The organism is Sporosarcina sp. OR05, from assembly GCF_041414805.1.
GTDB lineage: Bacteria > Bacillota > Bacilli > Bacillales_A > Planococcaceae > Sporosarcina > Sporosarcina saromensis.
Window position 1 is genome coordinate 489,949 of record NZ_JANKJL010000002.1, and the last position, 14,299, is coordinate 504,247.

Annotated in this window: 14 protein-coding genes; 13 read left to right on the forward strand and 1 reads right to left on the reverse strand. The window is 41.1% G+C overall.

The features are described 5' to 3' along the window. Positions 1-22 precede the first annotated feature (22 nt). The 4 genes from qcrB to NRI27_RS06700 all read left to right on the forward strand — a co-directional run bounded on the left by qcrB (position 23) and on the right by NRI27_RS06700 (position 2,961). Positions 23-697 carry a menaquinol-cytochrome c reductase cytochrome b subunit gene (qcrB, locus tag NRI27_RS06685; RefSeq protein WP_317941507.1) on the forward strand — a complete coding sequence of 225 codons (675 nt, stop codon included), beginning with the start codon at positions 23-25 and terminating at the stop codon, positions 695-697. A gap of 54 nt (positions 698-751) precedes the next feature. Then, positions 752-1,519: a menaquinol-cytochrome c reductase cytochrome b/c subunit gene (locus tag NRI27_RS06690; protein WP_371390010.1), complete on the forward strand. Its 768-nt coding sequence runs from the start codon at positions 752-754 to the stop codon at positions 1,517-1,519. A 124-nt stretch (positions 1,520-1,643) separates the two neighbouring features. Beyond that, the gene (gene lhaT / locus NRI27_RS06695) at positions 1,644-2,213 is read left to right on the forward strand and encodes a lipoprotein heptaprenylglyceryl N-acetyltransferase LhaT (protein ID WP_371390070.1); all 570 of its coding nucleotides are present in this window, start codon (positions 1,644-1,646) and stop codon (positions 2,211-2,213) included. A 73-nt stretch (positions 2,214-2,286) separates the two neighbouring features. After that, a complete protein-coding gene (locus tag NRI27_RS06700; RefSeq protein WP_371390011.1) occupies positions 2,287-2,961 on the forward strand; it encodes a zinc metallopeptidase in 675 nt (224 codons plus the stop codon). A gap of 439 nt (positions 2,962-3,400) precedes the next feature. On the opposite strand, the gene NRI27_RS06705 is transcribed toward NRI27_RS06700, so the two are convergent. Beyond that, entirely contained in the window at positions 3,401-4,273 is an 873-nt protein-coding gene (locus NRI27_RS06705; protein ID WP_317941504.1) for a YitT family protein, read from the reverse strand. Between the two features lie 105 nt (positions 4,274-4,378). On the opposite strand from NRI27_RS06705, the gene NRI27_RS06710 reads away from it, so the two are divergent. The 9 genes from NRI27_RS06710 to dinG all read left to right on the forward strand — a co-directional run bounded on the left by NRI27_RS06710 (position 4,379) and on the right by dinG (position 14,261). Continuing rightward, positions 4,379-4,714 (forward strand): nucleotide pyrophosphohydrolase, encoded by a 336-nt coding sequence (locus tag NRI27_RS06710; RefSeq protein ID WP_371390012.1) that lies wholly within the window; start codon positions 4,379-4,381, stop codon positions 4,712-4,714. Next, a complete protein-coding gene (dapB, locus tag NRI27_RS06715; RefSeq protein ID WP_371390014.1) occupies positions 4,714-5,514 on the forward strand; it encodes a 4-hydroxy-tetrahydrodipicolinate reductase in 801 nt (266 codons plus the stop codon). Before NRI27_RS06710 ends, dapB begins: the two co-directional genes overlap by 1 nt. A 24-nt stretch (positions 5,515-5,538) precedes the next feature. Next, complete coding sequence (bshA, locus tag NRI27_RS06720) at positions 5,539-6,672, forward strand: N-acetyl-alpha-D-glucosaminyl L-malate synthase BshA (protein ID WP_317941501.1); 1,134 nt, start codon at positions 5,539-5,541, stop codon at positions 6,670-6,672. After that, a complete protein-coding gene (locus NRI27_RS06725) occupies positions 6,669-7,856 on the forward strand; it encodes a CCA tRNA nucleotidyltransferase (RefSeq protein WP_371390015.1) in 1,188 nt (395 codons plus the stop codon). Before bshA ends, NRI27_RS06725 begins: the two co-directional genes overlap by 4 nt. After that, complete coding sequence (locus NRI27_RS06730; RefSeq protein WP_371390016.1) at positions 7,834-8,817, forward strand: biotin--[acetyl-CoA-carboxylase] ligase; 984 nt, start codon at positions 7,834-7,836, stop codon at positions 8,815-8,817. Before NRI27_RS06725 ends, NRI27_RS06730 begins: the two co-directional genes overlap by 23 nt. A 370-nt stretch (positions 8,818-9,187) precedes the next feature. Continuing rightward, positions 9,188-10,033, forward strand: coding sequence for a 3-methyl-2-oxobutanoate hydroxymethyltransferase (gene panB / locus NRI27_RS06735; RefSeq protein WP_317941498.1), 846 nt, complete (start codon positions 9,188-9,190; stop codon positions 10,031-10,033). Continuing rightward, the gene (gene panC, locus NRI27_RS06740; protein WP_371390017.1) at positions 10,023-10,922 is read left to right on the forward strand and encodes a pantoate--beta-alanine ligase; all 900 of its coding nucleotides are present in this window, start codon (positions 10,023-10,025) and stop codon (positions 10,920-10,922) included. Before panB ends, panC begins: the two co-directional genes overlap by 11 nt. Beyond that, a complete protein-coding gene (gene panD, locus NRI27_RS06745; protein ID WP_371390018.1) occupies positions 10,897-11,277 on the forward strand; it encodes an aspartate 1-decarboxylase in 381 nt (126 codons plus the stop codon). Before panC ends, panD begins: the two co-directional genes overlap by 26 nt. A 179-nt stretch (positions 11,278-11,456) precedes the next feature. Beyond that, a complete protein-coding gene (gene dinG, locus NRI27_RS06750) occupies positions 11,457-14,261 on the forward strand; it encodes an ATP-dependent DNA helicase DinG (RefSeq protein WP_371390019.1) in 2,805 nt (934 codons plus the stop codon). Positions 14,262-14,299: the final 38 nt, after the last annotated feature.

Here is a 14,299-nt window from a genome sequence, read left to right on the forward strand (position 1 = left end):
AATGTAAGGGGGTACGACCGAAGTGCTAAACAAACTATACGATTGGGTTGATGAGCGGTTGGATATCACCCCGATATGGCGTGATATTGCTGACCATGAAGTACCTGAGCACGTAAACCCTGCACATCACTTTTCCGCATTTATCTATTGCTTTGGTGGCTTGACATTCTTCGTAACAGTCATCCAAATACTATCTGGAATGTTTTTGACAATGTACTACACGCCAGATGTTGAGAATGCTTGGAAATCCGTTTACTACCTTCAAAATGAAGTTGCATTCGGTGAGATTGTGCGTGGTATGCACCATTGGGGAGCTTCACTCGTTATCGTGATGATGTTCCTACATACTTTACGTGTATTCTTTACAGGTTCTTATAAGAAACCACGTGAATTAAACTGGGTAGTTGGTGTTCTTATTTTTGTTACAATGTTAGGCCTTGGATTTACTGGTTACTTGCTACCATGGGATATGAAAGCATTATTCGCTACAAAAGTTGGTATCGAAATTGCAGCTTCCGTTCCATTCATTGGTGAGCAGATTAAAATTCTCCTAGCAGGAGATTCTGAAATCTTAGGTGCTCAAACATTAACACGTTTCTTTGCCATTCATGTATTCTTCTTACCAGCTGCTTTGCTTGGGTTGCTTGCAGCACACTTTATCATGATCAGAAGACAAGGTATTTCTGGTCCACTATAAAATTTACATCCAACTTGATGTGATTGTCTGAAACTAGAAGAAGGAGGGGACAACATGCATCGCGGAAAAGGTATGAAATTTGTTGGTGACTCCAGGATTCCAGCAAACCGGAAATCCAATGTCCCAAAAGACTACTCGGAATATCCGGGTAAAACTGAAGCTTTCTGGCCGAACTTCCTCTTGAAAGAGTGGATTATCGGTGCAATTTTCCTAATTGGATACTTAATTTTAACTGTTGCGCATCCTTCACCACTTGAACGTCAAGCGGATCCAACAGATACAACTTACATCCCACTACCTGACTGGTATTTCCTATTCATGTATCAATTATTGAAATATGAATTTGCTTCCGGACCATACAACGTCATTGGAGCAATCGTTATGCCAGGACTAGCAGTTGGTGCGCTAATGCTTGTACCATTCATGGATACTTCAAAAGAACGTCGTCCATTCAAGCGACCGTTGCCAACAGGATTCATGCTTCTTGCATTTGCTGCAATCTTCTATTTGACATGGGAATCCGTTGTGAACCATGATTGGGAAAAAGCAAAAGCACAAGGTGAAATCCGTGAAGAAGTTTCATTTGATCCAGAATCTGCTGAGTATCAAATCTATGCTGGATCCTCTTGTATCCAATGTCATGGTGATGCCTTCCAAGGCGCCCTTGGACCTGCGTTAGCGGATACAGGATTAACAGCTGAAGAGATTGTTGATATCGCTCATAACGGTGTCGGCACAATGCCAGCAGGACAATGGACAGGATCTGAAGAAGACCTTCAAGTGCTTGCTGAATTCCTTGCTAATTTAAAATCAGGTGAGTAACAAAAAAGAGTCAGGAAACTGACTCTTTTTTCTTTACAAGTTTTTAGTTGAAAGTGATACCATACATATATACATATAAAACGGGGAGCTGGTGGTCATTTCGATTGTAACGCGGATTTGGTTAATGTTATCCCACAAATCTTTTTTATGGATTTTATTATTTATCAATATCTTAGGCACGGTATATGGCTATGATTGGTACATGTGGCAACTTGAAGACACTGAACCGATCTATTGGATTTTCGTGCCGGATAGTCCGACCGCGAGTTTGTTTTTCTCTTTGGCGATTATCGGTTGGTTGGTTGGCAAGAATTTTAAATTAATTGAAGTGCTTGCGCTCATTACTCTTGTGAAATATGGCTTATGGGCAGTCGTCATGAATCTTTTAACATTAGCAGAAATTGGTGAAATCGGTTGGCAAGGATGGATGCTCATCGGTTCACATTTTGCAATGGCTGTTCAAGCTATTCTCTACATTCCCTTTTATAAATTTCGCTTTGGTCATCTTGTTATCGGTGCGATTTGGACACTGCATAACGATGTCATCGATTATGTTTTCGGGCAAATGCCGATTTATTACGATTTAATGAAACATATGGACAAAATCGGGTATTTTACATTTTGGTTATCGATCGCTTGTATCACTATTGCGTATACAGTATTGAGAAAAAAGGAAAAAGCAGGACTGTTATAGCATAATAGTAAAAAGTTGCGCTTACATGGTAGACGTTATAAAATATACGTAGAGAAAAGGGAGGGAATTGAACATGTTTTTTGTATACTTGGGCATCATCATGTTGCTTCCGTTGTATGCTCAATTCAAAGTGAAAAGTACGTATAAAAAATATGTGCAAGTGCGTTCTACATCTGGAATGACAGGAGCACAAGTCGCACGTTTAATACTTGACCATAATGGGTTACAGAATGTTAAAGTTGTCGAACACAAAGGTTTTTTGAGTGACCATTATAACCCTTTAACAAAAACAGTTGCGTTGTCTTCAGACAATTTCCATCACGCATCAGTTGCAGGTACTGCGGTTGCCGCGCATGAAGTCGGACATGCGATTCAAGATAAGGAAGCCTATGCATTCCTTCGTTTCCGCCACCGTCTTGCGCCTGTAGCGAGTATTTCATCTAATATCTCATGGATTTTCATTATAATCGGAATACTTTCCACGGCGTTCAATTCATTGTTGGGCATTGGTATTGCTTTAATGGCAGTTGGGGTATTGTTCCAAATTGTAACACTACCAGTTGAGTTTAATGCATCCAATCGCGCAATGAATCAAATTATTGAATTAGGGATTATCCGAAATGAAGAAGAACCACATGCTAAAAAAATGCTTAACGCTGCTGCTATGACCTATGTTGCTGCAACAGCAGTTGCTGTCATGGAATTGGTTCGTCTGATTTATATTTTTCAAGCAAGAGATGATGCATAAAAGATCGTGTAATGTGTAACCTTTTTAGTAAAAAAGTGAAATGGAGCCCGCTCTATTTCACTTTTTCTTTTTTTTTTGTCATCAAAACATGACAGCTTTGTAGGCAATCTGTGTTACTACTAAGAAAATTTACTGTGTGTCAGAATGGTAACTCCGTCAAACGCGGCATACCAAGCCGAAACAACGCATAAATCTGTCAAACACGGCATAACCGCTCCAAACGGCGCATTAATCGCGCAAACGCCGCATAACCGCTCCAAACGCCGCATTAATCGCGTAAACTCCGCATAACTCCTCAAAACACCGCATAAGCAACATTTCCATGCAATCACTCCACTAGAACTGTCAAATAATGTACTAGCATTTTCCCTACAAAAAAAGCGTGCGGCCCAGTATAGCGGCTACACGCAATTTCATCCTTCAGTATAAAAATGTATAACTACATCTCCAATGGTTGCTTTTTATCATCTAACGTAAAGCCTTCCCCTAATACATCGTGAACATCTGTAACAGAAACGAATGCGTGTGGATCAACGGATGTAATAATGTTTTTTAAGCGAATGATTTCATTTTTTCCAACTACGCAATACAAAATCTCTCTGTCTGACTTTGTAAAATGCCCATAGCCACGCAATACTGTAACGCCGCGTTCCATATCGAGCGCAATTTTCGAAGCAATTGCATCTTGCATATCAGAAATAATGAACGCACCTCTTGCAGCATAAGCACCTTCTTGGACAAAATCGATGACACGCGCACCGACAAATAACGCGACTAACGTATACATCATTGATCGATAGTCTAAGTAAACAGCCCACGATAAGAGAATGACAAAGGCATCGAACATAAACATCGTTTTTCCCATGCTCCATCCTATGTATTTGTGGGCTAAACGTGCGATAATATCTACACCGCCTGTTGTTCCGCCGAACCTGAAAATAATTCCTAAACCGATACCGATGAAAACACCCGCAAAGAGGGCGACAAGAAACATATCATCTTCCATATGTATCGTAAATTGGTATTTCATGAATACTTTTAAGAAGACTGAAACGGCGACAGTTCCGATAAGCGTATAAATGAATGCTCTTCTTCCCAGTAATTTCCATCCTATTAAAAACATTGGAATGTTTAACACGAGGTTCATGATGGCAGGATCCCATTTAAATGCAAACAAAAGAATTAGCGTAATTCCAGTGAAACCACCTTCAGCTAATTCATGTTGAATGTTAAAATGAACAAGTCCAAAACTGAATATCGCTGCTCCTAATACGATGAAAAATATGTTTTTAATTTTTAGTCCTTGTAACAAATGATGACCACCTTTCTGGATGACTTAGTTTATTATCATCGATTCTTCAATTTTTGACAATAGTTCTGCAAATGAATACGATAACAAATGGAGGGATTGAAGGAAATGGAACAAATGAAAACAATGCAAGCTCTGCAAGAAGAAGTACATACGTATATTAACGGTTTTAAAGAAGGGTACTTCCCTCCGATGGAATTAATCGCACGTTTAACAGAAGAGTTAGGTGAACTTTCACGGGAAGTACAACATGTGCATGGCATGAAAAAGAAGAAAAATACTGAAACGGTTAAATCTCTTGAAGAGGAGACAGGGGACCTATTATTTGTCCTCATTTGTTTTGCCAATTCACAAGGAATTCGTTTAGACGAGGCATTAGAAAAAGTGCTAATGAAATTTAAAGAGCGTGATGCGGATCGTTGGACGAAAAAGGAGGAGCGATAATGACGATTAAAGTAGCTATTGCAGGAGCGCGTGGAAGAATGGGTACAACCGCCATCCAGGCAATTGAAGAAGCAAACGATGCGATCGTCGTTGCAGCACTTGATTATAAATACGATGGGTTGCATGTACATAATTCGACAGTGAACGATCAACGTCATGGCATACCGATTTATACAAGTTTGGCCGAACTTGCTGAACATCATGCACCCGATGTGTTATTGGACGTGACAGATCCAGATGCAGTGTTCGTAAACGTTCAAGCGGCAATCGAATTAGGAATCTATCCAGTCGTCGGAACGTCGGGTTTGACGAGATCCCAGTTGGATGAAATTGCTGTCTTAGTGGAGTCGCACCAAATTGGTTGTATCGTCGCGCCAAATTTTTCACTTGGAGCAGTTCTTATGATGAAGTTCTCAGCGCAAGCTGCTCGTTATTTAGGGGATGTTGAAATCATTGAGTTACACCATGACCGAAAGTTGGATGCGCCGTCCGGAACGGCTGTGAAAACTGCTGAGATGATTCAACAATATCGACCTGCCCACATACAGGGGCATCCTGAAGAGCAAGTGCATATTGATGGGGCGCGTGGAGCAGATGTGGATGGTATGAAAATCCATAGTGTTCGATTACCGGGCTTGCTTGCACACCAACAAGTTTTGTTAGGTGGAGAAGGCGAACTGCTTACAATCCGTCACGATTCCTTTGACAGAAAGAGTTTTATGCCAGGTATTATGCTTGCAATTCGTGAAGTGATGGGACGGAAAGAGCTTGTTTATGGGCTTGAACATATTATCGATTAACGTTTTATAGAAGAGGTGTTCTTAGTGAGAAAGTTGAAAGTCGGAGTGATTTGCTATCCTACTTTAGGTGGCTCTGGCGTTGTCGCAACTGAGCTCGGATTAAAAATGGCGGAAAGAGGCCATGAGATGCATTATATTACATCGAGCAGACCTTTTCGTATTCCTGATGTACATCCAAACATTCAGTTCCATGAAGTTAAAATAGACGGGTACGCAGTGTTTAAATACCCACCATACGATATTGCTTTAGCCAATCGTATTGCGCAAGTGATTGTTGAAGAAAAACTCGATTTATTGCATGTGCACTATGCGGTTCCACATGCAATATCAGCAGCTTTAGCAAAAGATATGGCAGGTTCTACAATCGGTGTCATTACGACGTTGCACGGTACAGACGTTACGATTCTAGGGCAGGATCCTGCTCTACGGAATACGGTGCGGTACGGTATTGAAAAATCGAATTGTGCAACAGCCGTTTCAGAATCGTTACGACAGGATACAATTGCATTAATTGACCCAACAAAAGAGATTAAGACGATATACAATTTTATAGATGAAGAAAGATACCGTCCAGTCAATCCAGGTACGTTAAAACAAGACTTGGGAATTCGTGAGGAAGAAAAAGTTCTCATTCACATATCCAATTTTCGAAGTGTCAAGCGAATTGGCGATGTCATCGACAGTTTTAAATTGATTCGCCAACAAGTCGAAGCGAAATTGGTGCTTGTTGGAATTGGTCCGGAGCAAGAAGAGATGATGGCAAAGGCAAAAGAAAACGGCTTGGATGCTGACATCATTTTTACAGGAAAGCGTGATGACTTACCTGAGTTGTTGGCAATTAGTGACCTTATGCTTTTGTTATCTGAGAAAGAAGCGTTTGGTTTAGTGCTATTAGAAGGGTTTGCTTGTGGCGTTCCTGCTATCGGAACGAATATCGGTGGCATTCCTGAAGTAATAGAAGACGGCGTGAACGGCTATCTTGTAAAGCTTGGAGACATTAAGGCAGTAGCAGAAAAAGCGTTGTCGCTTCTTCAAGAACCAAGTGTACACAAACAATTTCAACAAGCAGCAATTCATACAGTAAGGGACAAATTCAATTCTGAAGCGATCGTTATCGCCTATGAAAAAATCTATTATGAAGTGGCTGAATGTGTATGATGCAATCATTTGGTTCGCAAGGTAGTCAAGAAGTTATTCGTCAATTGGAAGAAGCCGGTTATGAAGCTGTTTTTGTAGGAGGAGCAGTGCGTGATCACCTCCTTGGGAAAGTAGCAAATGATTTCGACATAGCGACATCAGCTTTTCCGAATGAGGTGAAGAACGTTTTCTCCCAGACAATTGATGTAGGAATCGAGCATGGAACAGTGCTTGTCCTCATGCAAAATGAGCCCATCGAAGTGACGACGTATCGTACAGAAAGCACGTATTCCGACCATCGTAGACCTGATGCAGTTCACTTTGTACGGACTCTAAAAGATGATTTGCAAAGAAGGGATTTTACGATAAATGCACTAGCATTGACGCGGACAGGAGATCTTATCGATCCTTTTGGCGGCCAAACAGATTTGGCACATGGACTGATACGGGCAGTAGGGAATCCAGATGAACGCTTCAATGAAGACGCATTAAGAATGTTGAGAGCAATCCGATTTGTTTCCGTATTAGGCTTTTCGATTGAAGAAGAAACTAGCTTAGCAATTACACGACATGCCGAGAAAATTCGGTATGTGTCCATCGAACGCATAAAAATGGAAATGGACAAATTGTGGACTGGTCAATATGTGGGACAAGCACTCAAGGCAATTGCGCAAACGAACTTATCGGCCTATTTACCCCTCTTCACTACTTCAGAAAAGTTATTGCACTGTGCACCATTTGAAGGACCGGAACAAGGGTGGGCGATGCTAATGGGAATCGGCCATTTTACACCACTTGAATTAGCAAGAGCCTATAAAATGTCGAATCGGGAAAAAGGTTTTTTAACACAAGTCGCGCATGCATTTTTCAATAGACAAAAAAACGATTATACCATTGTTGACTTATACGCTCACTCGATTGACGTGCTGTGGACCGCCGAAAAGCTCTATCATGCACTTTTTCCAGAAAGTAAACGTGTCAGCTACGAGCATTTAACATCAGCTTGGGAAGCGTTGCCGATACATTCAAAAGATGATTTGCAAGTGAATGGTAAAGACTTGATGGAGTGGATTGGTCAAAGAGGTGGCCGTTGGGTCGGTGAATGGATGGATAAAATTGAGTCGGCGGTGTTACATCAACAATGCGACAATGATGCATTTCGTATAAAGGAATGGTTTCTAAATGAATACAAACGTGAAAAATGAGTTACTGAAAAGGTTATTCGAAGCAGATGGACGACCAATCTCCGGACAAGAATTTGCGGATGAATTTGGGCTTTCCAGAACAGCGGTTTGGAAATATATAAAAGAATTCGAAGTAGAAGGATATGAAATAATATCCGTGCGTAAAAAAGGGTATGTATTGGTTTCATCACCTGATCGTGTACATGGTGCTGCAATTCAACAATATTTAAAAACAAAGCGGTATGGTCGACACATTACTCATTTTGAAACATGTGCGTCGACTCAGCTCATTGCTCACGATTTTGCACAAAACGATGCGCCAGATGGGACGCTAATTGTTTCAGAAGAACAAAGTGGCGGTAAAGGAAGGTTGTCGCGTCCTTGGAGTTCAGCTGCGCATAAAGGGATTTGGATGAGTGTAATCGTTCGTCCGGAATTGTTACCACAACAAGCGCCTCAAATGACTTTGGTCGCCGCAGTCGCCATCGTTAGAGCGATTGAGGAAGTCGTCAATATCGAAGCGACGATTAAATGGCCAAACGATATTATGCTCGATGGCAAAAAAGTGACGGGCATTTTGACAGAATTGCAGGCAGATCCGGACCGAGTAAAAGCGATTATTATTGGCATTGGTATGAACATTAACCATGAAGTGAACGATTTTCCTGAGGAACTGCATTCAATTGCTACTTCATTAAAAATTGCAACAGGGCAAGAAATCAATCGGGCAAAACTTATTGCAGCGATTTTAGGCTTTCTAGAATTGTATACGAGCATGTACGAAAAACATGGATTTGGACCAATCAAACTTCTGTGGGAAGGGTATTCAAATACGGCAGGTAAGCGAATCCGCGCGGTTATGTTAAACGAAACAATTGAAGGACTGGCACTCGGCATTTCTGATGAAGGACTGTTAGAGCTTAAATTGGACGATGGATCCATTCGAGGAATTTATTCCGCGGATATCGTTCTAGAAAGTTAATGAAGAATAAGAATTCTATAACTATACAAGGTTCTATCAATTTGGTATAGTAAGTGCGAAGGGCAGTATCAATCGGAACTGCACCTGAAGAAGTACTTTTGTTTTTCCAGTTAAATACGTTCTGCCTTGATCTTGCAAAAGACAGGGACGGAGGAAACCAAATCGATGATAACACAACCCTTCTGTCCTTTTTTGGATAGAAGGGTTTTATTTGCATGGTAGGGGTGCTCAGTCTACATTCCTATGCAAGTAGAAAATTGGCTTGATTGGCAATGGTTCTACTCGAATCATCCAGTCGTCTGATCGAAGGTGGCCAATGTGTGTGATTTCCGGTTTTCTCCTTTTACTACCAAAAAAGGAGAGGGTTATTGTGAAACGTACAACCGATTTTCAAAAGATGAAGAAAGAGAATGAAAAAATTGTCATGTTGACCGCATATGACTATCCGTCTGCACAACTTGCTGAAGAAGCGGGAGTTGATGTATTACTCGTAGGCGATTCACTCGGAATGGTCGTTTTAGGGTATGAGACAACGGCAGCTGTCACTGTCGAAGACATGATTCATCACGGGAAAGCTGTGAGACGTGGAGCGAAGGAGACATTCATTGTCGTCGATATGCCTTTTGGTTCGTATCATGGTTCGGAAGATAGAACGCTACAATCAGCCATTCGGATTTTTCAAGAAACAGGAGCAAATGCATTGAAGCTTGAAGGTAGTGGGAAAGTCATCGAAATGACACGATTGTTGACGGAAACAGGTATTCCTGTCGTCTCACACCTTGGGTTACTTCCGCAATCAGCTGCTGTAGCAGGGGGCTATAAAGTACAAGGGAAGACTGCCGACGCAGCAGAACGCCTCATTCAAGATGCAGTAGCTTGTGAAGCGGCAGGAGCTTGCATGATTGTACTTGAATGTATTCCTTATCAGTTAGGAGAAGCTGTTTCAAAAGCAGTTTCAATCCCGACAATTGGAATTGGTGCAGGGGCAGGGACAGATGGCCAAGTGCTTGTTTTCCATGATACTGTTTTATATGGAAACCATCACGTTCCGAAATTCGTAAAGTCCTATGCAACCATTGGAAACGAGATTCGGAATGGATTACAAGGATATGTGCAAGAAGTGAAGTCTGTACGTTTCCCTTCCGATCAGCATCGTTTTTCCATGCACGAACAAGAATTGGTCGCTTTATACGGAGGCAAAACAGATGAACGTTAAAACAAATACGTTACAAGTCGTCCATACGATCGAACAACTAAGACGACTGCTGGACGCTATGAATCGCTCAAGCTCTACGGTTGGTTTTGTTCCGACGATGGGGTATTTACATGAGGGGCATCTTGAACTGGTGAAACAAGCAAAGATGCAAAATGATTTAGTTGTCATGAGTATCTTCGTGAACCCTACGCAATTTGGTCCTGGAGAAGATTTCGAATCCTATCCGAGAGATTTGAATAGAGATTCCAAGTTAGCAGAAGAAGCAGGCGTTGATATCATCTTCGCTCCGTCTGTAGTAGAAATGTATCCAAATGATGGCGGCATCCGCATTTTACCGGGTCCACAAGCGAACAAATTATGTGGTGCCTCCCGACCTGGTCATTTTGACGGCGTGTTGCAAGTCGTTTTGAAATTGTTTAACATTGTCGCGCCAGATCGTTCGTATTTTGGCATGAAAGATGCCCAACAACTTGCGTTGATTGAGACATTTGTCAGAGACTTTAATATTCCAACAACAATTGTTCGTGTGCCAATTGTGCGTGAAAATGACGGATTGGCAAAGAGTTCGAGGAACGTCAATTTGACAAGTAAAGAACGGCAGGAAGCGCCTGTCATTTATCAAGCGTTGCAAAAAGGGATTGACTGGTTGTTAGAGAGTGTTTCACCTGAAGAGGTAGAACGAAGAATTGCGGAATTCATCACTTCAACAAGCAGTGGCGCCATTGACTACGTACAAGTGTTGGATTATCCAAGTTTAGGACCAGTTACAGAAGAAACGAATGAAATGATAATCGCGTGTGCAATAAAGTTTTCAACGACAAGATTGATAGATAATATTATTATGTCAACTAAGGGTGGATACAATGTTTCGAATGATGATGAACAGTAAGCTACACAGAGCAACCGTTACAGAAGCCAATTTAAACTATGTGGGAAGTATAACAATCGATCGTGACTTGCTTGATGCGGCAGGGATGTTGCCGAACGAAAAAGTCCATATTGTTAACAATAACAATGGTGCACGTTTTGAAACGTATATCATCGAAGGGGAACGGGGAAGTGGAGTTATTTGTGTAAATGGTGCAGCTGCCCGTCTTGTCCAACCTGGAGATATTGTCATTATCATCTCCTATGTGTACGTTACCAATCAAGAAGCGGCAACACATGAACCGACCGTACTCCTAATGGATGAAAAGAATCGGATTCAACAAGTGATGAAAGAAGTCGCAGGCGTAGAGGCTTAATTTTGTACTGATGAGAGAAGAACTTTCTTTCATCAGTATTTTTCAATTGCATACAAAACTGAATGCTACTTCTAACATCCAAAAAATTAAATAGAGCTGATAAGTATGTAATTGCGCAAACTTAAGGCTGAATATGATACAATCTGCTGTAGTATCCAATACAGGAAGTTGATGATTGAATGGATAATCGTACATATGCAGTCGTTGATTTGGAAACGACAGGACATTCGCCTTCAAAAGGAGATCGGATTATACAAATTGCAATTGTGTTCGTTGAGGACGGTACAATTGTCAGGAAATACTCAAGCTTTGTAAATCCCCTCCGTGAAATACCTGTGTTCATCCAACAATTGACGTCAATTACACATCATGAAGTAAGCACAGCACCTTCATTTGAAGAGATTGCATTGACTGTATCCGAAATGCTACAAGGAACAGTTTTTGTCGCACATAATACGGATTTTGATCTTGCATTTTTACAAAGTGAGTTTAAACGATGCCAAGTACCGGCTTGGTCAGGCAAGAAAATTGATACAGTCGAATTGGCGAAAATTCTATTTCCATCTTCTACTAGTTATCGGTTGCAAGACCTTGCGGAAGACCTAGACATCATGCTTCCAACAGCACACCGAGCGGATGATGACGCTGAAGCGACAGCTTATTTGTTGTTAACGGCTTTAGCCAAACTTCGAACTTTGCCAGCTGAGACCTTGAACCTCTTACACAGACGTTCTTTTTCGTTGAAATCAAACATATCCACACTTATTCATGAAGCTTTGTCAGACGTTCGTAAAACAGGGAATGTTAACAATCTCCCTTTATTTAGAGGGATTCCTTATCGACAACCTTCATATCCTGATCGAATTGCGGTAGCACGTTGTTCATTTCCGTTTACGGATGATGAGAAAGTGAAAAAACTGTCAAAAGTTTTTCCTGCATTTGAGTGGAGGGAGTCACAACTTCGCTTTATGGATGTCGTTTGGAAGATGCTGACGACGAAAGAAGAGATAGTGGCGGAAGTTCCGACAGGCATCGGAAAAACAATCGGCTACTTATTGCCTGCGGTTATCCATTCACTACAAACAGGAAAACCCGTTATTATTAGTACGTTTACAAATCACTTAGTTGATAAAATTTTAGTTGACGAAGTTGGTAAAATACAAGAAATGCTGGAAATCTCATGTACTGCTGTCGTTCTAAAAGGCAAAGAGCAATATATTTCGCTCAGCAAATTTGAGGAATTATTACGTATAACAGACGAGTCGTATGATGAGACTTTTACAATTTTGCAAATTCTCGTTTGGCTAACACAAACAGAGACGGGGGATTTGACGGAGTTAAACGTATCGGGTGGTGGACAGTTATTTATTGACAGAATCCGCAAGCGTTCCAATCAATTACGAGAAGATGAAAAAGATGCAGATTACCACGAACGTATGATGAAGGCTTGTTCAACTGCGAACCTGATCATTACAAATCATTCGTTGTTAGTGGCAGATTTTCAACAGAACCGTAAGAAGTTCCATTTGTTCTCTGGTTTAATTATTGACGAAGCGCATCAATTCATCCATTCGGCATCAAAAGTGCATGAAACGGTCTTTTCCTATATGAATTGGAAATACATTATGGGCCAACTAGGTTCAGATGCTGACGGACAATTATTGCACCGGATGATGAAGTTGCACAGGAAATTGGGTACAGGTGGTTCAGCTGTTTTTCGTCAGTTGAACGATGCCTATGAGCAATTTGTAAGTGCATTTGACGATGTAGCGATGCTATTGACAACGCGTAAATTCCCAAAACGCAATTCAAATTTAGGGAATCGAATTGTATTCCGTTTAAACGAAGTCATTGGACTCGAACAATCCTATCTACGAGTGGCTGAAAAGATGACCGAATATATTTACCTTGCTGAGCGTGTACGAAATGAGCTCCATATGACCGAACAGTCGATGTCGGCAAATGAACATGCTTTCATCGCAGAATGGGATTATTGGATAAGGGAACTGAAAATTAAGGCCGCTCAATGGGTTACTGTTTTCCTTGAACGAGAAGAGGAAAACTATACCGTTTGGGTGGAAAAAGATAATCGGAGTCTGCCTGGCAGTTTAACAGTCATTAAAACACCCGTAGATGGTTCAAGAATTATGAAGGAATTCATAAGTGCAGTAAAAGATGAGCAAGTAGGGCTTGTATGGACTTCAGGCACGATGACTGTAAAAGATGATGAGCGGTTCGTAACCCGTCAATTAGGGATCGCCGATACGGTGCCTATTAAAGTGTTTGAAGCACCGTTGCATTTTTATAATAAGTCCTCGATTTTTATTGTCGAAGACATGCCTTCTATTCAACATGTATCCCAAAGTGCTTATATTGAAGCGGTAGCAGATGCAGTTATCCAAACCGTCATAGCTACTGGTGGTCGTTTGTTTGTTCTATTCACTTCACAAGATATGCTTCGCAAAACATATGAATTGATTTTAGAGAGTGAATTACTAAATGATTATGCATTAATTGCTCAAGGTGTAAGTTCAGGAAGCCGCATGAAATTGCTGAAGTCATTTAGGCAGTTCGATAAGTCGGTTCTATTTGGAACGAATTCATTTTGGGAAGGGGTCGATGTTCCTGGTGAGGCACTCACTGCAGTGATTATCGTACGTCTACCGTTCTCTTCACCAGATGAAGTCGTTTTTAAGGCGAAAGCTGATCGATTGACTGCTAGTGGTGCTAATTCATTTAGTGAGTTGGCGTTACCTGAAGCGATTATTCGATTCAGGCAAGGGTTTGGGCGATTAATCCGATCGTCTAATGATAGAGGGTATTTTATCATTTTAGATCGTCGCATCGAAACAAAGTCTTATGGTCGACGATTTCTAAATGCTTTACCTAACGTACCGATAAAAAGAGTATCACTAGAACGTATGGTGAATGAGCTCGAAGATTGTTATAATGAAACAGAATGTAAGCGAAAGCAGGATGACTAGTTGGCATGCTGTTGTGTCGAGAGTAGGATGTGATGCAT